Here is a 22,384-nt window from a genome sequence, read left to right on the forward strand (position 1 = left end):
ATTCAGCAAGGATTTTTTGATAGTCATAATTAAGGCTGTTAAAAAATCCTTGCTTTTTATTTTTAGTCTTAAATTAAAACTTAAATTTTTTTAAATTTTTTCTGAGTTTACAGTTTGATGGCAAAATTCGCTTTTTAGTCAACAAAAATACACAAAAATACCAGTAAATCCGGGTTTTTTGATGCAAATCTTAATTTTTATTATTTTAAAATTAACCCGTTGCAAAAAAAAAAAAAAATGCTTGGTCAAAATAAATTAGTACACCAATTTCAGACTTATTCGAAAAAAGGTGTGTCAAAATGAAACAATACAAATTCACAATTGAAGAGAAATTTAAATACATCAAAATTGCCGAATCTAGAGGCTTAAAAAACGCAATTTTGGATTTTGCAGAAGAATTTAGAGAAATTTACAAAAACAAATCTAAAAGTAAAAAAGCGGATAAAGAATGAATGTTGCATATATACGCTAATAATTTGATAAGAAATTGGCAAAAAAAGTTTTATAATAATGATATGAAAAGTTTAATTAGTACTCGTGGAAAAATCAAATCTCCACGCAAACCAAAGAAGAAATATACAATTAACGACCTTTCTGAAAATGATCGTGAAGTTTATCAAGAGATAATGGAGAATGTTCTTAGAAGATACGGAATTGACCCCGCAATTGTTCTTGAGGAACTCAAAAAACGAAAACAAGAGCAAGAAAAAGATAAAAACAAAATCGAAAATTCCACTAGAATTTGTAGTGTTTTTAACATTAATCGCACTTCTATTTATGAGAAAATAAGGGTAAAAAAACCACCAAAGAAAATGATTTATGATGAAAAATTACTTGAGTGAATTCGTGAAAATTTCCATTTGAATCGAAAGGTAAAAGGCCGAGACATCCTATATAATATTTACATAAATCAGGGAAATTATGTAAGCACGTACGTGTTTCAAAAACACTACGAATTTTTAGGATTAAAATCAATTGCTTATAAAAGGCAAGGAAAACCGGCGCCAAAAGAGAAAAAGTTTACACGAATTTGGACTGAAGATCATATCAAAGGTGAATTTTCCTCAGAAAATTTTGGTGAAAAATGGTTTGCTGATATTAAATTTATCAAAATTAACAACGAATGATTTTACCTACACTCAATTATTGAAACAAAATCCAATTACTTGCTCAATTTTTCGATTTCTAAAACAAGATTTTCAGAAGAAACTATAAACTTAGTGAAACAAACAATTAAAAAGTATAATATTAAACCAAAATTTTTCCATTCAGATCATGGTGTGGAATATGCAAACTACAAATTTGCTAATTTTTTGAAGCAAAATGGTATCCAACAATCAATGTCACCAAAAGGAAATGCTCTTGCAAACCGCCCTATTGAATATTTTTATGCAGTTTTTCAACGCGAATTAATTAATATTGAGGGCGAAAATTTTGAAAATGTGGCTATTGCTTATCAAAAAATAAGTTCATTTATTCATTGGTATAACTATGAAAGACCTCAAAGTTGCTTATCATATAAAACTCCAAGTTATTATATGAGGTAAATTATTTGTCCAAATTTTTAAAATGAACATGCTAGAAAAAATTAACAAAAGCGGTGTAATCAAAATCATAGGTAAAAAACTAATTGTCTGAGATTTTTCTACCAATTTAAATGCTTGGTCAAAAATAAAATTATGTTATAATAACCATCACTTAAGAATAATTAATAAATTTGATATTGAATTAAGGGGGAATTAGTTATGTTTTTTGTTTAATAAAATTAGATAGTGCGAATTATCCATTATGTTTTTAAATATAATGGAATGCCTTAAATTTACCCGTTTAGAAATCTTAAAATTTAGGGCTTTTGGTTATTGTTCTTTCAAAACTTCATATGTTTTTTTAGGCTCGATGTAAGTAAAAACGAGTTTTCTTTTTACATTGAGTTTAAATAGTAGTTGTATTTTTTTTTATGATTTTTGTTATTTTAAAATAAATTAATTTTTGCCAGTGGTAATGTTAAATATTTTGTGTTTTTAAAGTAAATTTATTTTGATAAAATTTATTATGAAGGACCAAAATATGAAAAAACAGCAAAAAACATTATCCCCATTTGAGTTAGAAGCTAAAAAACTTGTTGACAAATACGCTGATTATAAAAAAATAAAAAAAGAAGATTTTCACAACGAAATTTCGCATATGTTTAAAACTTTTACTGAGGCGCTCTTAAGGGCGGAATTAAGCCAACATTTAGGCTATGAAAAAAGTAACCGAAGCAAAAAAGGCGTGCATAGGCCAAATAAGCGAAACGGATTTTCGGACAAAACTGTGAATTATAATCATAATAGTTTTCGTCTAAAAATACCAAGAGATCGAAATGGCACTTTTGAGAACAAATTACTCGGTAAATACGAAACAAATTTAGGCGATATCGAAGAGCAAGTGTTTTCACTTTTTGCATCAGGAATGTCATATGAAAATATTGTTAACACAATAAAAAGTATCTATAAAAAAGAAATAAGTAATGCCTGAATTTCTTCAGTTACTGACAAATTATTGCCTGAAATTGAAAAGTGAAAATCGCGAAAAATTGAGAATTCCTATCCAATTTTGTACATTGATGGGATGTTTTTTAATGTTAAAGAAAACGGTGTTTTTGTCAAAAAATCACTTTATCTTATTCTTGCAATTGATTGGGACGGAAATAAAAAAGCACTGGGATTTTGGATTAAAAATACCGAATCAGCAAGTAATTGACTTGATGTTTTTAACGAACTAAAAACTCGCGGGCTGGAAGATGTTCTAATAATTTCTTGCGATAATCTAAGCGGAATTAGTCAAGCAATTGAAGCGGTTTTCCCGCAAACAGATGTTCAAAAATGTGTTGTTCACCAAATTAGAAACTCGCTTTTAAAAGTTTCTAACAAAGACAAAAAAGAGTTTGTCCTTGATATGAAAAAGATTTATCAAGCGGCTAATCAAGAATTTGCAATGCAAAATCTTGATAAATTTGCGGAAAAATGAGGCCAAAAATATCCTTCAATTATCAAGTCTTGGTATACAAATTTCGTTGAACTAACGACATTTTTTAAATATCCATATGAATTGAGGCAAGCAATTTATACGACAAATTTAATTGAGTCAATGAATAGAATAATTAGGAAAAATACAAAAACAAAAGGCGGAATTCAAAGTGTAAATTACCTTTCAAAAATAACTTATTTAACTCTCCAAAACGCATCTACAAAATGACAAAAGGTAAGAAATTGATTCATGATTAAAAAACAATTAGAAATTATTTTCCCTAATCGGTTAAATAATGTAAAATTAAATTAGATTACATTTCTATTTGAAAAATCCATAAAAATTTAAAACACAAGATTATGAACACACCCTTGCCAGTGTTTTAAACTAAAAAAGGTAGTTTAAAAATTTCATAATTTTGCTTTTCAAGCTAAAATTTTAGCTTTTTTAGTTTGCTTTCTTTGATTAATAAGTAGATTTTGCATTCATTAGTCTTAAAAAAGTCCCTAAAAACCAGACGCTTTTTTAAGATTACTTCATCAAACTGGGAAACACGGGAAATACTGAAATTTTTTTAAATTTTTTAAACAAAATGTTCCAGTTTGATATTTTTTTAAATTTTTACTATATAATTTTAGGCAGAGTTATTAACTCTGTACACATTTTTAAAATTTAGGAACTAAATTATATGAATGATAATTTTATTTTAAAATTTGCTTCAAAAAACATAAAAGAAAAAAAATTAACTTTCAGTACCGGCCTAATTCTGTGAGCGTTAATTGTTTTTGCTTATATGATTTTTGTCATAAATTGAGGATTTGCATCAGCTGGACTCAACGGAAAAGCTGGCGTAAGTGGATATTTAGGACATTTTTTTCCAGATGCTAGTGCTGCGCCTGGAACTGTGGTTAATCAAGCAGTTAACTGAGGAATTACAATCGGTCGTGGAATTGGATCGATTCTAGTTGGTTGATTTATTGTAAAAATTTCGCATAAATATACCGTAGTATTGTCGCTCGTTTTAATGCTTTTTGGAATAGCAGCGCCTTATTCACCAACTTATGCAGGGTTTATAATTTTAAGAACTATTTTTGCAATTGGTGGAACAATGCAAATTGTTTTAATTCAACCAGTTGTTTCAAATTATTTAAATCCACGTCAAAAAGCGGTAATTTCACAGTTTTCACCGTTTTTTTACCCAATTGGTACAATAATTACACTTATTCCTTTTATATTGAATGATGTAATTCAAGCTTCTGTTCGTTCACATTGACAAACAATTTTCCTAGTAATTGGACTTTTAACACTTATTCCTTTAATTGGTTACATAATTTTAGGAGCAAAATTTGACCTGTATCCTTCAGCTTTAGCAAATCAAGCTAAACAAGAAAAGCTAACTTTAACAAGCTTTTTTAAACAAAAAGATACTTGATATTGAACAATTGTTTATGGTTCATGACTTATTGCGGTTGTTTTCCCCTTTACATTTTCTAAGCCAATTTTTGCTCGTCTAATTGGTGATAGTGCCAATACTTTTAACCAAAAAATCTCAGTTTTCCTAATTGTTTTCTTATCAGGAATGTTTGTTGGCCCATTTACAGTCGGACTGTTTTCAAAATATAAACTTCAAAGACGTAAATATATAACAACAGTTATTTCCCTTGGTGTTCTTTTTTATGTTCTTGCTACCGTTGTTTTTGTTACAAAAGTAGGAAAAGACCCTCTAAGTGCAGAAACTTACAAAGATGGTTGAACTTGATTATTTTTAATTTTAGGTCTTTTCATGGGAATTTGTCTCTGAGGTATTCAAGGTGTAATTCTTAATTTACCTCACGAATATCCAGGTGCAAATCCTAAAAGAGTCGGATTCCAATTTGGTCTTATTTGAGGACTAGGGTATGCCGCCTTTACAGTAGCGACAATAATAACTTCATTAATTAATACGCCTCCAGGTGTAGATCTAAAAACAGCAGTTAATCCCGAAAATGTTGATGGATATGCCTTAGGTGCTTATATTGTAATTATTGGATTTTCACTTGCTTCTGCAATCGGACTTGCCTTTATAAAAGAACCTCATCCAAATTATAAGAAACTCTTAAAAATCCGTAAACTCTCAGATATTGAACGTATTTAATATTAAAAAAAATTTCATTTTTTTCAATTAATTTGTAAAAAACAAGCAAAAGTATATTTTTGCTTGTTTTTTATTCAAAAATGTATTAAAATATTAGCATAACATTGATATTTAATATTTTTGTTATAACCATTATTAAAAACTAGGAGATACAATATGAAGCCAATCAAAATCGCTCTAATCGGCGCAGGAAATGTTGGAAATTCATTTCTTTATGCAGCAATGAATCAAGGTCTTGCATCTGAATACGGAATTATCGATATAAACCCTGATTTTGCAGAAGGAAATGCATTTGATTTTGAGGATGCCTCCGCTTCACTTTTGCGTCCTTTTTCAGTTCGCCGTTATGAGTATAGCGACCTAAAAGATGCAGATTTTATTTTAATTACAGCAGGAAGACCTCAAAAACCAGGTGAAACTCGACTTCAGTTAGTTGCAGATAATATTCGAATTATCCGTGATATTGCTTTTAAAGTTAAAGAAAGTGGCTTTAGCGGAATTACTGTTATTGCCTCAAACCCTGTTGATGTTATTACTCGCGCTTACCGTGATGCTTCAGGATTTTCTGACCAAAAAGTTATTGGATCAGGAACAATTCTTGATACTGCAAGACTTCAATTTGAAATTGCAAAAAGAGCAAAAATTGCCCCAAATTCAGTTCAGGCTTACGTAATGGGTGAGCATGGTGATTCATCTTTTGTTGCATATTCAAATATCAAAATTGCAGGTGAATGCTTCTGTCATTTTTCAGAACTAACCGGAATTAACGGCTCAAATTACGAAAAAGAGCTTGAATATCCAGTTTCACGTCGTGCTTATGAAATAATTAACAGAAAAAGAGCAACATTTTACGGAATTGGTGCTGCATTAGCGCGAATTGTAAGCAACATTATCAACGACACAAAGAATATTCTAATTGTCGGTGCGAATTTACGTGGTCAGTACGGCTTTGATGGCGTAAATATTGGAGTTCCAGCGGTCCTTGGTGCAAATGGTATTGAAAAAATCATTGAAATTACACTCAATGATAAAGAAAAAGAAAAATTCGCAAAATCAGTCGAAATTGTCGATACTATTTACAAAGACGCTATGAAAAATCTTTAGTTTTCAAAGTCACACACTTAAAATTTAAAAAAAAGCACTCCAAATCGGAGTGCTTTTCTTTAAATTCCTTATATTTCGAGTTTGGCAGTTTGGTGGAAAAAATTTAGTTTTTAGTGAGTATAAATAGGAAAAATACCTAAATCCATCTTTTTAACCTAAATTCTTAATTTTTATAGTTTTGAAATTATGCTTTTGCAAAAAAAAAAAAAAATGTTTGGTCTAAAATAAATTGGTAGAAAAATCTCAGACAATTAGTTTTTTACCTATGATTTTGATTACACCGCTTTTGTTAATTTTTTCTAGCATGTTCATTTTAAAAATTTGGACAAATAATTTACCTCATATAATAACTTGGAGTTTTATATGATAAGCAACTTTGAGGTCTTTCATAGTTATACCAATGAATAAATGAACTTATTTTTTGATAAGCAATAGCCACATTTTCAAAATTTTGACCCTCAATATTAATTAATTCGCGTTGAAAAACTGCATAAAAATATTCAATAGGGCGGTTTGCAAGAGCATTTCCTTTTGGTGACATTGATTGTTGGATACCATTTTGCTTCAAAAAATTAGCAAATTTGTAGTTTGCATATTCCACACCATGATCTGAATGGAAAAATTTTGGTTTAATATTATACTTTTTAATTGTTTGTTTCACTAAGTTTATAGTTTCTTCTGAAAATCTTGTTTTAGAAATCGAAAAATTGAGCAAGTAATTGGATTTTGTTTCAATAATTGAGTGTAGGTAAAATCATTCGTTGTTAATTTTGATAAATTTAATATCAGCAAACCATTTTTCCCGAGTTTCCCAGTTTTAAGACAAAAATTCACTTTTTAGTGAATATAAATATGAAGAAACACCCGTAAATCGGTGTTTTTTTAATGTAAAACCTTAATTTTATAAGTAGCATTTGGTAGCATTTTAAGTAATTTTATGGTATAATTATAAATTATGAAAAAACAAAAATTAACTAAGTTGGTTTAGTATCGATGTTGCAAAAATTAAGACAAAGGGTTGAATTTAACACTTTAGATCAGCAAATTATATTTAAAAAACACGATGGTGTCCCTAGCGATCCAAACATTTGAAATAGATATGATTTTTACTTTGATATCTTAATAAATCACTAATAAAATTGTAACCAACTTTTACCAAAAAACTTAAAAAAGTCCCTAAAACCGGATACTTTTTTAAAATTACCTTATGAAACTGGGAAACTCGGGATTTTGATAAATTTAATATCAGCAAACCATTTTTCACCAAAATTTTCTGAGGAAAATTCACCTTTGATATGATCTTCAGTCCAAATTCGTGTAAACTTTTTCTCTTTTGGCGCCGGTTTTCCTTGCCTTTTATAAGCAATTGATTTTAATCCTAAAAATTCGTAGTGTTTTTGAAACACGTACGTGCTTACATAATTTCCCTGATTTATGTAAATATTATATAGGATGTCTCGGCCTTTTACCTTTCGATTCAAATGGAAATTTTCACGAATTCACTCAAGTAATTTTTCATCATAAATCATTTTCTTTGGTGGTTTTTTTACCCTTATTTTCTCATAAATAGAAGTGCGATTAATGTTAAAAACACTACAAATTCTAGTGGAATTTTCGATTTTGTTTTTATCTTTTTCTTGCTCTTGTTTTCGTTTTTTGAGTTCCTCAAGAACAATTGCGGGGTCAATTCCGTATCTTCTAAGAACATTCTCCATTATCTCTTGATAAACTTCACGATCATTTTCAGAAAGATCGTTAATTGTATATTTCTTTTTTGGTTTGCGTGGAGATTTGATTTTTCCACGAGTACTAATTAAACTTTTCATATCATTATTATAAAACTTTTTTTGCCAATTTCTTATCAAATTATTAGCGTATATATGCAACATTCATTCTTTATCCGCTTTTTTACTTTTAGATTTGTTTTTGTAAATTTCTCTAAATTCTTCTGCAAAATCCAAAATTGCGTTTTTTAAGCCTCTAGATTCGGCAATTTTGATGTATTTAAATTTCTCTTCAATTGTGAATTTGTATTGTTTCATTTTGACACACCTTTTTTCGAATAAGTCTGAAATTGGTGTACTAATTTAATGTTTGGTCTAAAATAAAATTATGTTATAATAAATCTCACTTAAGAATAATTAATAAATTTTGATATTGAATTAAGGAGGAATTAGTTATGTTTTTGCTGTAAAAAATCAGAAAATGCGAATTTTCCATTATGTTTTTAAATATGATGGAATGCCTTAAATTTGACCGTTTAGAAATCTACAAATTTATGGCTTTTAATTATTGTTCTTTCAAAACTTCATATATTTTTTTAGGCTCAATGTAAGTAAAAACGAGTTTTCTATTTACATTGAGTTTAAATAGTAGTTGTTTTTTTTATGAGTTTTGTTAGTGTTTTAAACTAAAAAAGTAGTTTAAAAATTTCATAATTTTACTTTTTAAGTTAAAATTTTAGCTTTTTTAGTTTGCTTTATTTGATTAATAAGTAGATTTTGTATTCATGAGTGTTAGATTTAAAATTCGTGTTTTTGCTTTTATAGTTATTTTTCCTGAGTTTCCGAGTTTGATGGCAAAAATTAAGACAAAGGGTTGAATTTAACACTTCAAATTTAAAGAAAAGCACTCCAAATCAGAGTGCTTTTCTTTAAATTATTTATAATTAAATTAATAATATGAGAGGTATACTATATTTGGTGGCTCATATCGGACTCGAACCGATACGCATTGCTGCAGCAGGTTTTGAGTCTGCCGTGTCTACCATTCCACCAATGAGCCGTAAAAAGTTTTTAAAATTTATTGTTTTAAAGATAATTATAATATAATTATATCAATCATGGCAAAAAAACAAAATAAATCTTTGAAAAAAATACTAATTAAAATTCTCCCGCTAGTTGGAATTTCAACTACATTTTTTATCGCTTCTTGCACACCGCTTGGTGCGGTCGGCAATCTTGTCAAGCAACTCGAAATAGGCCAACCAAACCCTTGAGATCAAGAACTTAATCTAAAGAACCCTTTAGATTCAATAATTTCAGGTAAATTGGCTTTAGGCAGCAAACTTAAGGCATCTGATTTTTTAAAACAGTATTCAACCTTAGATTTAGATGATAATTTGAATGGAATAACTCACCGCGTATTAAATACGAGAAGTTCATTTTTAAATTCAGCAATTCTTTGAACTTTTATCCCAGGTGTTGATAATTTTGACCTAAATGCAAAATTTGACTTAAAAATTACCCCAGTTACAAATTCTGCTAATGATTTTTACGGTTCAATTAAAGTTAAGGTTGACTCTTATAATAAAGACTCAAAAACTTTGGTTCAATCAAAAGAGTTTGTTGTTAACGGCTTTGAAACCGATCAAACCGGAATTTATGCTTATAAAGAAAGAATTCAAACCGCTTTTGAAAAAATAGAAACTTTACAACTAAAAAATCAAGAAACTTTTGATATTGACTCACTAAAATCTGACTCAGATATTTGGGAACATATAAATTTACCGTCAAATTTTGAAAAAATTGACATAAATAAGCTTAAAAATTCAGATCAATTTGATGTTCCGAGTGAACAACAGGCAGTCCCAAGCATTCAAAATATTGCCAAAAATCCTTACCGTTTAAAGGTTAAAAATTTCTATTATTTAAAAGCAACAATTTTAAAGGACTCATATGATGCCCAAACTGGAACTGTCGATGTTGTCTTGTCAATTTATCATGATTCATACCATAATTATGTTTCAAAAATTGTGAAACTCAAAGTTAAGCAACACCAAAATTTAAAAAAATTAACTGAAATTAAAAGTTTCAAACTTAAAGATGAGTATTCTAACTTTTTGCCATCTTTTTTAATAAATTCCTCTGAAAATTCAGGTGAGACATTATCTAAATATATTGATTTTGGTAATTTAGATCACACAATGTATCATATTAAAAAAGTTCCCTCGCTTTCAAATGATCAAAATGGTGATTTTTACCTAATTTTAAGTCCAAAAGAAAACGACTTAACTTCAGGCCCAACAAGCCCTGGTCAAATTATTAAAGTTGAAGGGTTTAACTCATATAATAAGATATTTGCCTCAAGCGAATTTACAAGTCAAATCAATTTTAACTTTATTGATTCTTGATATAAATTGCCGACTACAGCAAATATTTCGGAAAAACTAAAAAATATTTCACAAAGTTTAAACTCCTCAGGTGATGCACTTTTATGGCCACTTTTTGGTCAAGCAGTCAAAAAAACACTATCAGAACCGACACTTTTTAAGAATACTGGTGAATTAAGTAATTTTGAAAAATTAAATTATAGTTATGGTAGATTAGCTGATTTTAAAATTGATGAGTCAGGAGTTTCATTTCACTTTGGTAATTCAGTTGAAGACTTTTACAAAATTAACGTAAAATTTACCAACACTAATGAAAGCAAAAATATTATTGAAGATTTTGGCGCAAAAGTTCTTGGAAAAAATATAATTAATGACTCATTGCGTTCAAGATCAATGGTGATTCAGTTACGTTCAAATGCTTTTGACCCAAGAACTAATTCAAATACAACCCGAATTACCTCAGGAACAGCTTGAGTTTTTGATCGAAAATTAAAACCTGACCCTCAAAATTCAGGAAAATTTTTACCTACTAACACTTATTATCTTGCCACAAATTTACACGTTGTTTCAGATTTAATTAACAAACCGGATCAAATTTATTCATTTTCTTATTTACTCGATGGAAATTTACAAAAATTAGATGACATTAGTTTTGATGATACTAATTTATTCCGACGTTTTGATCGAATTTCAAAAACTGAAGGAAACAGAGATTTTTTACCCCCTGAAGGATTTCAGTATATAAACTCTGAGTCAAAAAAATTCTGAAATAATTTAAAAATTAATCCAATCGGCCTAGATACGCCCGAAACAGGAAAATTTCGTGATATTGCAATAATTGAAGTAACTTTCCCTGATGATGAACAGATAAAAAATCCATTTAATATTGGCATTCCTTTTTTAGATACTGACTTGTTTGGTGTGGATCAATACATAAAAAATATTCCCGATGCTGTTCGACATTACAATGAGGCTCCACTTGATGTTTTAGTAACAAATAAATTTCTCCCTACTTTTACAAAAGGAAGCCAACTTAAGACCTCAAAAATTGAATCAGCTTTACCACTGCATGCTTATTTAGGTGGTTTTTTAGGTGGATTTGACTGAATTACTGACGATAAAAATTCATTTGTTACAGTCGATGAACTAAAAAAAGACAATCAGTTTAAACAAGATAATTCACCTAAATCTTTCCAAGGTGCAACTTCAATTTCACTTCCTGGACTTCGTGGCGGACGTGGAATGTCTGGTTCGCTCGTTGTAAATGAATATAACCAAGTTATCGGCATTTTTTGGGGAGGATATTTCCCGCAAACCACTCCAGGGAGAAGTCAACTTGTTAAAGGAATTGGTCAATTTGACCCAATTGGTGTAAAAATTGACAATAATCCAACAGTTTTAGCAAAATGACTTGCTCAAACAAAAGATATTCAAACTGATTTGGACAGAACTTCTGAAAAAGTCTTTTCCCTTGAGGATCCAGCCCAAATTGAAAGACTAGCTCACTCAGCACGTTGGCTTAAATTTTCTAACAATCAAAATCCTCAAGCAACCGCCGATGTTTAACTTTTATTTTTAAAATTTATAAAAAAAATTAAAATTTTAAAAATAAAAACGTAGGTTGAAGCAACAATGGAAAAAAAATTTTTAGACTCTTTAGAAAAAATTCATAAAAAATATCAAGACTTAAGTCAGCTTTTACTAACTGATGAAGTAATCAATAATCAAAAAAAATATTTGGAAATCGCAAAAGAAATTTCTTCAATTGAAGAAATTTCTTTGACATTTGAATTACTTTTAAAAAATCAGCAAACACTTGAAGATGCAAAAATACTTCTTAGTCAAGAAAAAGACCAAGAATTACAACATTTAGCAAAATCAGAAATTGCAACTGCCAATAAAAATATTGAAGCACTCGAGGAAAAACTCCTAATTTTAATGCTTCCAAAAGATGAAAATGACGATAAAGACGTAATTGTTGAAATCCGCGGGGCTGCTGGGGGTGACGAGGCTAATATTTTTGTTGGCGATCTTTTTCGAATGTACCAAAAATGAGCTGATTCCCAAAGAGCAAAAGTTAAAATTCTTAGCTCATCACTTGCACTTGCTGGCGGTTTTTCACAGATTTTTTTCCAAATTTCTGGTCAAAATATATACTCAAAACTTAAATTTGAATCAGGTGTCCATCGTGTTCAACGGGTTCCTGAGACTGAAACAATGGGCAGAATTCACACCTCAACTGCCACAGTTACCGTGATGCCAAAAATTGACAGCAAAATTGAAGTCGAAATTAACCCTTCAGATCTTAAAATTGATACTTATCGATCTTCAGGGGCTGGCGGCCAGTCTGTAAATACAACCGATTCGGCCGTTAGAATTACCCATATTCCCACCGGAATTGTCGTCACCTCTCAAGATGAAAGATCCCAAATTGGAAACAAAGAAATAGCGATGGGAATTCTGAGGTCAAAAATTTATAACTTGGAAGTGCAAAAAAGACTTGAAACACAAGCTAATTTTCGTAAACTTGCCGGATCAGGGGCTCGTTCTGAAAAAATTAGAACTTATAACTACCCTCAAGATAGGCTCACCGACCACCGAATAGGATTTTCTTGTTCATTAAAACCGGTCATCCAAGGAAGCCTAAATCCAATAATTGAAGCCTTATTATCTCAAGAAAGAGCTGAACTAATCTTGCAAAGCTATGGAGATAAATAGTCGAAAATTGGAACTTTTAAAGGAAAAACAACGTTATAATTTGCCCTTAGAAGTTTCCAAACTTGAACTTTTAAAGTTAGAAATGAACTATCCAGTCCAAAAAATCATCGGATTTATCGAAATGGAAAATGTTCGAATTTTTCTGGATCAAAAAGTTTTTATTCCCCGTTATGAAACACAAGAATTACTGCAAAAAGTAAAAAAAGTAATTAAAAAAGACAGTTTTGTTCTTGATTTGTGTTGTGGTTCAGGATTTATTGGCCTTGCTCTTGCCAAATTTAGCGGCGCAAAAATCACTTTGGTTGATATTAGCGATGAGGCAATTTTGCAAACAAAACTAAACGCAAAATACAACAATTTAGATGTAAGTGTTGTAAAATCTGACCTTTTTAGCAATATTATTGGCCAAAAATTTGATATTATTGTCTCAAATCCTCCCTATCTTAAAAGGCAAAAACTTGATGAGTCAGTTATTAATTTTGAACCTGAGAACGCATTATTTTCTGAACCTGAGTCTTTTTCATTTTATCAAAAAATAATGGACCAAATTGATAATTTTCTGAATGATAAAGGTTGAATTTTTTTTGAAATTGACAAAGATAGTGTCAATTTTTTCAAAAAAAATTTTCCTGAATTTAAAATTGAAAATGATATAAATCAAAAACCAAGATTTGCTTATTGGCAAAAAAACTCAAATTATCCTATAAATCTATAGGATAATTTGAGTTTTGCAATCTAAAAATTGAAAGGAAAAAATGAAAATTAGAACACGCTATGCCCCTTCGCCAACCGGATTTTTGCACATTGGTGGAGCTCGGACTGCGCTTATTAATTACCTTTTTGCAAAACATCACGGTGGTGATTTTATTTTACGAATCGAAGACACTGACACCCAGAGAAATATCAAAGACGGCGAGCGCTCTCAAGTTGAAAATTTAGAATGGCTTGGAATTTTTCCAGACGAAAAACCTGGCACAATTTCAGAATATGGTCCATATCGTCAGTCAGAAAAAATCGCACGTTATCAAAAATTAGCCCAAGAACTGGTTCAAAAAGGCTTTGCATATTATGCTTTTGACAATGCCAGCGAACTTGAAGAGCAAAAAAAAGAGCAAGAAAAACAAGGTATTTTTAGTTTTCGCTATGACAAAAACTGACTTAAAATTTCTGAACAAGAAAAGCAAAAACGACTAGAAAATAACGAGTTTGTTATCAGATTTGCCGTTGACAAAAACAAAAATTATTGCTGAAATGATTTAGTTCGAGGAAAAATTTGCTTTGAAGGTTCAGCCATTAGCGATTGAGTTATTATAAAATCTGACGGTTTTCCAACATATAATTTTGCTGTTGTTGTTGATGACTATGACATGAAAATTACTCATATTTTCCGTGGAGAAGAGCATATTTCAAACACTCCAAAACAAATTGCGCTTTATGAGGCCTTTTCATTTGAAAAACCAGAATTTGGTCACCTTACAATAATTACCGATAAAAACGGGAAAAAACTGTCAAAAAGAGACTCGTCACTTTTCCAATTTATTGAGGACTATAAAAATCAAGGTTATCATAGTCATGCTGTTTTTAATTTTTTAGCACTTTTAGGTTGAACTAGCGCTGATTCTCGCGAATTTTTTGACCACGATGAATTAATAAAAGCATTTGATTTTAAAAGACTTTCAAAAGCACCTTCATATTTTGACACAGAAAAATTAAACTGATTTTCAAAATCTTACATTTCAAAAATGGAAACAGACCAAATTTTACCGCATTTAAATCTTGAAACAAACTCTGAATGAAATCGCTTTTTTGTTCAAACATTTCAAAAAAGTGCTGTAAAATACAGCGACTTTTTTGAAAATCTTGATTTTTTCACAAAGCCCCAAGACTCAATGAGCCAAAAAATAATCGATTTACTAGAGCAGTCAAATCAGCAACCAATTCAACTTTTTGCACAAAAAATTGACTATGATAACTGGCAATTTTCAAAAATTGAAAATTTAATCAAGGAAATTGGCCAAACCTTAAATATAAAAGGTAAAAATTTATTGTTGCCTTTGAGACTGGCAACAACATGAGCTGAATCTGGTCCTGAATTAGCAAGGGCAATTTGACTTTTAGGTCCGCAAGTAATCCAAAAAAGGCTTAAAAAATGAAAGTAAGATTTTCTCTTAGAACTATTATTGACGACCAAAGCACAAAAATGGTCGAATTTATCAATACAATTTACATTTCAAAGCAAATAATTAATAACACCGAAACTGATGTTTATGAAACGCAAAATCCTGAAAATAACATGATGATAAGATTTGAAATTTTTGACAAAAATTTAACAGTATTTTCTGGCGAAAATACTTTATTTTTTGAATTAAATAACTATGTTGAAAATATGTTTATTACTAATGGAATGGAACTTATAGTCAATACTCTTTTAACAAAATTAGAAATAAATTCAGAATTTATTAAGATTGAATATGACCTTTTTCTCAAAAATAATGGTTCAGAAGATTCAAAAATTTCAACATATCTTACCACTTTGGAGTTTATAAATGATTAACATTGTGCTATTTCAGCCCGAAATAGGCCCAAATACAGGCAATATTATCCGTTCGTGCTTTGTTTTAAATATGAAATTGCACATAATAAAGCCGATCGCATTTGATCTAGATCCAAAACACTTAAAACGGCCAGCAGCTGGAATTCTTTTGTCAGAAATTGAGCACGAAATTCACAGTGATTGGCAAAATTTTGAAAAAAAATATAGCACAAAAAATTTTTATTTTATAACCCGTTATGGCCAAAAAGTTTATTCGCAAATAGATTTTAAAACCGAATTTAACAATAATAATAGCGAGATTTTCCTCATTTTTGGCAGGGAATCAACCGGAATTCCAATTGAAATTCTAAAATCAAACAAGGAAAAATGCTTGCGAATTCCAATGTCGCCTCATGCTAGATCGCTCAATTTAGCAAATTCTGTTGTTATCGTGGCATACGAAATTTATCGCCAACTTGATTTTAGCGGACTGTCTTGCTTTGAGGTTCAAAAAGGTAAAAATTATCTTGACTAACTGTTTTTGTTATATCTTTTAAAAAATTCTAAATCTTTTATCAAAAGTTTAGAATTTTTAGTCATTTTTTTATTTTTTCCTGAGTTTGCCAGTTTGATGGCAAAAATTCACTTTTTAGTGAATATAATATGAAAAATAACAGTAAATCCGTGTTTTTTGACGCAAAACCTTAATTTTTATTATTTTGAAATTAATCTTTTGCAAAAAAAAAAAAAAAATGTTTGGTCTAAGAAAAAATTATGTTATAATTAGTCTCACTAAGAATGAATTAATAAATTTTTGATTTTGAATTAAGGGGGAATTAATTATGTTTTTTGTCTAAAAAAATCAGAAAACGCGACTTTTCCGTCATATTTTTAAATATGATGCAATGCCTTAAATTTAACCGTTTAGAAATCTATAAATTTAAGGCTTTTAATTATGGCTCTTTCAAAACTTCACATATTTTTTTAGGCTCAATGTAAATAAAAATGAATTTTCTATTTGCATTGAGTTTAAATAGTAGTTGTATTTTTTATGATTTTGTTGTTTTATCCGTAAATTGATTTTTGCCATCAAACTGTGAAATTCGGGTATCTTTTAAAAAAATTCTAAATCGTTTGTCGAAAACTTAGAATTTATTGCCATTTTTTTATTTTTTAATTTAAAAAATAAAAAAATGGCAGAGGTGACAGGAGTCGAACCCGCAACATACGGGGTTGAAGCCCGTTGTTCTACCATTGAACTACACCTCTAAGCCAATTTAATTATACCACATTTTTAAAAAATAATATATTATTTTATTAAGTATGAATACAAAAAATATTAAAAATATGAAAATGAGAGATTTTTTAACACTTTTATGGTTTGTGGTAAAAATTTCTTTAATTTCTTTTGGCGGAGGAAATTCTTTAATGCCTATTATTTTTAGTCAGGCAGTTGTCAAAAAAGGATGAATTTCAAAAAGTGATTTTGATCAAGGTTTAATTTTGACCAATTTGCTCCCCGGACCTTCATCACTTCAAATGATGGCATTAGTTTGCATTAAAAAATTAGGCGCTTTTTGGGGCGTTATAGCAACAGTTTTGGGAATTTTCCCGCATGTTTTATTATTTTTTACTTTATTTATTTTAGTAAAAAATTTACCTTCAAGATATTTAGTCACTTTTAACCTAGCAATTTTTTCAACAATTATCGGAATTTTACTTGGATTTTGTTATATTTATTGAAAAAAAGACAAAAATTCAATGAATAAATTAGTTTATTACACCGTTTTATTATTAAGTTTTGCATATTCTTTGTTTGTTCCAAGCCCGTATAATTTAGCGATTGTCCCAATTTTAGTAATTATATTTATATATTCAGTTTTATTTTTGTTTAAAAAATGAAAGAAAAAACGTGATTTTACTAATTAGTTTAACAATTTTGGGGCTAGCAGTTATTAGTTTAATTGTCTTTGGTGGCGGGCAAGTTTTTATGCCTGTTTTTAATTGGTTTTGATTACAACTTGGAGAGTTAGGTCTTGAAATTGATCAAGAAAAAATTAATCAAATTTTCACTGTCGCAAATTCAACACCAGGTGTTTTTTCAATTAAATTGGCCGCAGTTACTGGATTTTTAATTGCAGATTTTGGAGTTTTAGGTTGATTTCTTTCATTTATTTTTTTAATGGTATTTATATTACCGGCAATTTTTTTAGTTGTAATTTGATTAAAGGCTTTAAAAAGAGTTTCGCAAAAAAATGACTCAAATTTTGCAAAAAAAGCACAAATTTTTCGACCAGCAATTATTGGAATTATTTTAGCGCTTGCTTTTCAACTTTTTATCAATTTAGTGCTTGTAAATTATGCTTTTAATTCTAATAATGGATATTTTGTCACAAAAGAAGTAAGTGATTTTATAAGTGGTTGAAGACTTTGAGTTTTTATTTTATTTGCAATTTTTTGATCTATAACAGTTTTTATTTTGTATTTGCGGAAGGTAAATGTTTTTCTGTTAATTATTATCGGAATTTCACTTTCACTTATTAGTTTACAACCTTGACTTTAGGATAGATATGTATACAAATCGTAAATTTTATAATAAAAAAGAATATTTTATTGACCATGAAAAACGGGTTTTAATTCTTGATCCTGCTTTTCATGAGAAATTACTTAACAAAAAGTTTGGTTTTAACACCGGTTTTAAAAAAATTGGTGGAACTTTAATTGGAGAAGTGCTCGGACTTGATAGTTTTAGTTCGCCATTTCGAGCTTTTGTCAAAATTTCAAAATTAGATATGCCAATTTTAGACACTAAATATATTGACGCCGGAGTTGCAATCGAACCTCTTGTCATTAAAGCCATTTCTGAAAAATTAGGTCTAGAAATTGAAACTTTTCCTCCCGAAAAATATAATTATGATTATTTTAGTGATGATCCAATTATTGGCGGAATTCCTGATGGTTTTATCAAAAAAACTAATATAATAATCGAAATTAAAACAACCGGCCTGAAAAATTTTGAAAGATGAGGTAAAAAAGGGGAAAATTTACCGCAAAAATACATAAAACAAGCCCAATTATATGCATTTTTAAAAAATGCTGAAAAATATGCAATTGTAGCAACATTTTTAGAAGAAGATGACTACGAAAATCCCAAAGAATTTCCTATAAAAAAAAGACATATAAAATCTTATACTTTTGATGTTAATGAATCTCAAGTTATGGATGATATAGAAAAAATTAAAAAATGGTATAATTTTTATACAAAGTTAGGTATTTCGCCAAGTTTTGACCCTATAGTTGATGCTCAAATTCTTGAGTATTTAAGTTGTGAAAATGAACAAGAGTGAAAACAACTTTGAGAAAAATGAACAAATTCAATATCTAAGCAAAATAAAAAAATATAATCATGTCGTCATATTCTAAAATTTATTTGCACAAAAATATTTTAATAGTTGTCTCAGAAATGACTGAAATTGTTAATAAAGCGGTTAATATTCACAAGTTAAGTAATATTAGTTCGCTTATTTTAGCAAGTTTTATTAATGTTTTTGGGCCACTTCCAACTTTGATTAAGGAAAAAACAACTGGATTTTCTGTTAAAATTAATTCTGAAACTGTTGAGTCATTAGTTCTTGAAACAAATAAAAAAGGCCAAATTCGTGCCAGTTTTTCAGCAAATAATTTTGAAATTCCGGCTCATGTTTTCAAAAATTACAACACAAACCTACTTGTAAGCTCATATATTGGAACTTCTGGTTTTTTAAAAATTAACCAATTTACAAAAAAAACTAATTATTCAGGTCAAGTTAAGCTTCAAAAAGGTGATTTTATCACTGATTTAGCTTATTATTTCCACCAATCTCAGCAAATTAATTCAGTAGTAAAAAATTTAATTGAACTTGATGAAAATTCAAAAATAACAAAAGCCCAATCCTTAATTATTCAGCTTTTGCCTAATCATTCCGAAGAAGAACTACAAGAGGTAGAATCCTGACTAGAAAATGAAAAAATCACGGATTTCATGAGCTTTTTTTCAAGTTTTAATCAGGTTGACTTCCAAAATTGAGATTATATTTGTAACTGTAAAAAGGCAAATTTTGAAGCAAATTTGAAACTTTTAAGTCAAGAAGATGTTGATTTTTTAATTGAAAAATATAAAAAAATTGAATTTAAATGCAATTTTTGCTCAATTAGCAAAAAATTTAATAAAAAGGACTGATTAATGGCCAATAAACCATTTAGCATTGCTACGGTTGAATCTTTAACTGGAGGCGCACTTGCTGCTGAAATTGTAAAAAAACCCGGTGCAAGTAAGTTTTTTGCCGGCGGACTTGTTTGTTATCAAAACGAAATTAAGGAAAAAATTGGTATTGACACAAAAAATGGTGTAACTAATGCCCAAACAGCCCTAAAAATGGCTAAATACGGTCTTGATTTTTTTCAAACCAAATATGCAATTGCTTTGACCGGAAATGCTGGTCCTACAGTTCAGGACGGCGAGCTCGGACAAGTATTTATTGCGATTAATGATGAAGTCTGAGAACTGAATTTTACCGGAAGTAGATCTGAAATTATACAAGCAAGTTTAGATTTTGCCATTGAAAAAATAAAAGAAATTTCAAAAAACAGCATAAAAATTTTTTAAATTTTGCAATAATAAATTATAATTTAAGTAAAAATAAAAACCTAGATAATAATAAATTATTAACCTTAGTTTTTAAATAAATAGATTTGCCTAAAAATCTAAGAGAAAAAGCTAAGTTTTTCCCGAGTTTCCCAGTTTCATAAGGTAATTTTAAAAAAGTATCCGGTTTTAGGGACTTTTTTAAGTTTTTTGGTAAAAGTTGGTTACAATTTTATTAGTGATTTATTAAGATATCAAAGTAAAAATCATATCTATTTCAAATGTTTGGATCGCTAGGGACACCATCGTGTTTTTTAAATATAATTTGCTGATCTAAAGTGTTAAATTCAACCCTTTGTCTTAATTTTTGCAACATCGATACTAAACCAACTTAGTTAATTTTTGTTTTTTCATAATTTATAATTATACCATAAAATTACTTAAAATGCTACCAAATGCTACTTATAAAATTAAGGTTTTACATTAAAAAAACACCGATTTACGGGTGTTTCTTCATATTTATATTCACTAAAAAGTGAATTTTTGTCTTAAAACTGGGAAACTCGGGTTAGTTTTTAAATAAATAGATTTGCCTAAAAATCTAAGAGAAAAAGCTAAGTTTTTTATTATTTTTTTTAAATTTTTAAACAAATTTACATAATTTAAATTATAATTAGTTTTATTTTACTTTTATATAACAATTTAAGGATTATTATTAATGATAACACGTGAATTTTTACCTAATAGTGCCGAACTTAAAATTAAGTTAGTAGCTGATCCGCAAAAATGAGTTGAATATTACGATAAAGCTGAAAAAAGACAAGTTGCAAAAGTGTCATTACGCGGTTTTAGAAAAGGGAAAGTGCCATTAGAAAAAGCCCGCCCATATTTAAATCCACAGTCAGTTTTTGAATTAGCGCTTAGAATGTACTTACCCGAACTTGAAAAACAAGCTTTTTCTAATGTAATGGATAGTGACAATGTTATTGAATCGCCAGTCTTTAATATTGTTCAAATGGACAAAAACACCTTAGAAATCGAGTTTCTCTACCCTGTTTATCCTGAAATTAAGCTTCCTGAATATCAAAATCTTAAGACAAAATATGCTGTAAAACAAGTCACAAAAGATGATATTGAAATCCAAAAACAAAAACTTTTAGAATCAAAAGGAAAATTTGTTAATGTAAATCGTCCTGTAAAAATGGGAGATATTATTAATTTTGATTTTAAAGGCTTTATTGATGATGAACCTTTTGAAGGAGGAGAAGCACAAGACTTTGAACTTCGAATTGGTTCAAATAGCTTTATTTCCGGTTTTGAAGAACAACTAGTTGGGTTAGAAATTGAAAAAGAAGCCGATATTCATGTGGTTTTCCCAGAAGATTACCATGTTCCAGCTTATGCAAGTAAAAAGGCAAGATTTCATGTAAAAATCAACAGAATCAAAGAAAGTCAACCTGCTAAATTGACTAATGATTTTGTTGCTTCATTAAAAATTCCAAATGTTGAAACAATTAGCCAACTTGAGGTTTATCTTGAAGATCTTACAAAACGTGAAAATGTTGAAAAAGCAAGAATTGAGTTTCAAAAAAATGCACTTGTCGAAATTGTTGATCAAGTTGAAATTCCCCTTGCAACTAAATTAATTAATGCTGAAGTTAGTCGTTTAAATGAAACTTTTGAATCAACTTTAAAACAACAAGGATTTACTCTTGAGGAATATTGCCGAATTACAAAATTCACTGAGCAAGATATTCATAGCCAACTTGAGGCTGAAGCAAGAAAATTACTTAAAAATTCCTTTATTTTTGCTGAAATTGCAAAACTTGAGGGATTAGTTCCAACCCAGCAAGATTATGACGAGCAAATTGCCTTGTTGTCAAAATTCACAGGTAAATCTGTCGAAGAATTGAACGAAACAATTCCTCACAGCGAAATTCAAATTAACATAACAAACAAAAAAGTTGTTGACAAATTAATTGAATATAACAGCGAAAAAACTGAGGAAAAAACAGAAGAAAAAACTGAAGAAAAAGTTGAAGAAAAAACTGAAGAAAAAGTTGAAGAAAAAACTGAAACAACAGAGAAACAAAATGAAACTAATGAAGAAGTAAATGAAAATAAGGATGGTGAATCATAGAAAAAGACCAA

At 29.2% G+C, this 22,384-nt stretch carries 19 protein-coding genes and 2 tRNA genes; 16 read left to right on the top strand and 5 right to left on the bottom strand.

All coding sequences use genetic code 4. The features are described from left to right. Nucleotides 1-299 precede the first annotated feature (299 nt). The 4 genes from V3249_RS01280 to V3249_RS01295 all read left to right on the top strand — a co-directional run bounded on the left by V3249_RS01280 (nucleotide 300) and on the right by V3249_RS01295 (nucleotide 6,247). Entirely contained in the window at nucleotides 300-1,547 is a 1,248-nt protein-coding gene (locus tag V3249_RS01280; RefSeq protein ID WP_341517453.1) for an IS3 family transposase, read from the top strand. A gap of 520 nt (nucleotides 1,548-2,067) precedes the next feature. Further along, nucleotides 2,068-3,321: an IS256 family transposase gene (locus V3249_RS01285; RefSeq protein ID WP_341517461.1), complete on the top strand. Its 1,254-nt coding sequence runs from the start codon at nucleotides 2,068-2,070 to the stop codon at nucleotides 3,319-3,321. A gap of 376 nt (nucleotides 3,322-3,697) precedes the next feature. After that, nucleotides 3,698-5,143 carry a hexose phosphate transporter gene (locus tag V3249_RS01290; RefSeq protein ID WP_337902659.1) on the top strand — a complete coding sequence of 482 codons (1,446 nt, stop codon included), beginning with the start codon at nucleotides 3,698-3,700 and terminating at the stop codon, nucleotides 5,141-5,143. Nucleotides 5,144-5,299: 156 nt separating this feature from the next. Then, on the top strand, nucleotides 5,300-6,247 hold the full coding sequence (locus V3249_RS01295; RefSeq protein ID WP_337902658.1) for an L-lactate dehydrogenase: 948 nt from the start codon (nucleotides 5,300-5,302) through the stop codon (nucleotides 6,245-6,247). Nucleotides 6,248-6,581: 334 nt separating this feature from the next. Here V3249_RS01295 and V3249_RS01300 read toward each other — a convergent pair whose 3' ends face one another. Further along, nucleotides 6,582-7,031 (bottom strand): DDE-type integrase/transposase/recombinase, encoded by a 450-nt coding sequence (locus tag V3249_RS01300; RefSeq protein ID WP_341517662.1) that lies wholly within the window; start codon nucleotides 7,029-7,031, stop codon nucleotides 6,582-6,584. A 209-nt stretch (nucleotides 7,032-7,240) separates the two neighbouring features. On the opposite strand from V3249_RS01300, the gene V3249_RS01305 reads away from it, so the two are divergent. Further along, nucleotides 7,241-7,381, top strand: a complete 141-nt coding sequence (locus tag V3249_RS01305) for a hypothetical protein (protein WP_252263094.1) — start codon at nucleotides 7,241-7,243, stop codon at nucleotides 7,379-7,381. A gap of 71 nt (nucleotides 7,382-7,452) precedes the next feature. Here the strand turns inward: V3249_RS01305 and V3249_RS01310 are convergent, their stop codons facing one another. Together V3249_RS01310 and V3249_RS01315 are read right to left on the bottom strand one after the other, a co-directional pair. Next, complete coding sequence (locus V3249_RS01310; RefSeq protein ID WP_341517600.1) at nucleotides 7,453-8,289, bottom strand: hypothetical protein; 837 nt, start codon at nucleotides 8,287-8,289, stop codon at nucleotides 7,453-7,455. 658 nt (nucleotides 8,290-8,947) lie between these two features. Continuing rightward, a tRNA-Leu gene (locus tag V3249_RS01315) sits at nucleotides 8,948-9,031 on the bottom strand. A 58-nt stretch (nucleotides 9,032-9,089) separates the two neighbouring features. Here V3249_RS01315 and V3249_RS01320 point away from each other — a divergent pair. From V3249_RS01320 to V3249_RS01345, 6 genes are all read left to right on the top strand, one after another. Continuing rightward, nucleotides 9,090-11,924: a DUF31 family putative serine protease gene (locus V3249_RS01320; protein WP_337896940.1), complete on the top strand. Its 2,835-nt coding sequence runs from the start codon at nucleotides 9,090-9,092 to the stop codon at nucleotides 11,922-11,924. 66 nt (nucleotides 11,925-11,990) lie between these two features. Then, the gene (gene prfA, locus V3249_RS01325) at nucleotides 11,991-13,076 is read left to right on the top strand and encodes a peptide chain release factor 1 (RefSeq protein ID WP_337896939.1); all 1,086 of its coding nucleotides are present in this window, start codon (nucleotides 11,991-11,993) and stop codon (nucleotides 13,074-13,076) included. After that, complete coding sequence (locus V3249_RS01330) at nucleotides 13,063-13,791, top strand: peptide chain release factor N(5)-glutamine methyltransferase (RefSeq protein WP_337896938.1); 729 nt, start codon at nucleotides 13,063-13,065, stop codon at nucleotides 13,789-13,791. Before prfA ends, V3249_RS01330 begins: the two co-directional genes overlap by 14 nt. 40 nt (nucleotides 13,792-13,831) lie before the next feature. Then, nucleotides 13,832-15,235, top strand: coding sequence for a glutamate--tRNA ligase (gene gltX / locus V3249_RS01335; protein WP_337896937.1), 1,404 nt, complete (start codon nucleotides 13,832-13,834; stop codon nucleotides 15,233-15,235). Continuing rightward, nucleotides 15,226-15,630 (top strand): hypothetical protein, encoded by a 405-nt coding sequence (locus V3249_RS01340; protein ID WP_337896459.1) that lies wholly within the window; start codon nucleotides 15,226-15,228, stop codon nucleotides 15,628-15,630. The genes gltX and V3249_RS01340 overlap by 10 nt, the downstream gene beginning before the upstream one ends. Continuing rightward, nucleotides 15,623-16,144 (top strand): tRNA (cytidine(34)-2'-O)-methyltransferase, encoded by a 522-nt coding sequence (locus V3249_RS01345; RefSeq protein WP_337896936.1) that lies wholly within the window; start codon nucleotides 15,623-15,625, stop codon nucleotides 16,142-16,144. The genes V3249_RS01340 and V3249_RS01345 overlap by 8 nt, the downstream gene beginning before the upstream one ends. A 659-nt stretch (nucleotides 16,145-16,803) precedes the next feature. Here the strand turns inward: V3249_RS01345 and V3249_RS01350 are convergent. After that, nucleotides 16,804-16,878, bottom strand: a tRNA-Trp gene (locus V3249_RS01350). Between the two features lie 54 nt (nucleotides 16,879-16,932). Between V3249_RS01350 and V3249_RS01355 the strand changes: the two genes are divergently transcribed. Genes V3249_RS01355 through V3249_RS01370 form a run of 4 tightly spaced genes read left to right on the top strand, consistent with a single transcriptional unit; the run spans nucleotide 16,933 to nucleotide 20,254 of the window. Next, entirely contained in the window at nucleotides 16,933-17,538 is a 606-nt protein-coding gene (locus V3249_RS01355; protein WP_196243075.1) for a chromate transporter, read from the top strand. A gap of 10 nt (nucleotides 17,539-17,548) precedes the next feature. Further along, nucleotides 17,549-18,172, top strand: a complete 624-nt coding sequence (locus V3249_RS01360; protein WP_341517601.1) for a chromate transporter — start codon at nucleotides 17,549-17,551, stop codon at nucleotides 18,170-18,172. Nucleotides 18,173-18,179: 7 nt separating this feature from the next. After that, on the top strand, nucleotides 18,180-19,013 hold the full coding sequence (locus V3249_RS01365; protein WP_129643852.1) for an MAGa7180 family putative nuclease: 834 nt from the start codon (nucleotides 18,180-18,182) through the stop codon (nucleotides 19,011-19,013). A 2-nt stretch (nucleotides 19,014-19,015) separates the two neighbouring features. Beyond that, nucleotides 19,016-20,254, top strand: coding sequence for an Hsp33 family molecular chaperone HslO (locus V3249_RS01370; RefSeq protein ID WP_337897449.1), 1,239 nt, complete (start codon nucleotides 19,016-19,018; stop codon nucleotides 20,252-20,254). 214 nt (nucleotides 20,255-20,468) lie between these two features. Here the strand turns inward: V3249_RS01370 and V3249_RS01375 are convergent, their stop codons facing one another. Continuing rightward, nucleotides 20,469-20,609 carry a hypothetical protein gene (locus V3249_RS01375; protein WP_252263094.1) on the bottom strand — a complete coding sequence of 47 codons (141 nt, stop codon included), beginning with the start codon at nucleotides 20,607-20,609 and terminating at the stop codon, nucleotides 20,469-20,471. Nucleotides 20,610-20,951: 342 nt separating this feature from the next. On the opposite strand from V3249_RS01375, the gene tig reads away from it, so the two are divergent. Beyond that, nucleotides 20,952-22,373, top strand: coding sequence for a trigger factor (tig, locus tag V3249_RS01380; RefSeq protein WP_341517602.1), 1,422 nt, complete (start codon nucleotides 20,952-20,954; stop codon nucleotides 22,371-22,373). Nucleotides 22,374-22,384 lie beyond the last annotated feature (11 nt).

The organism is Mesomycoplasma ovipneumoniae (assembly GCF_038095995.1).
Lineage (GTDB): Bacteria > Bacillota_I > Bacilli_A > Mycoplasmatales > Metamycoplasmataceae > Mesomycoplasma > Mesomycoplasma ovipneumoniae_F.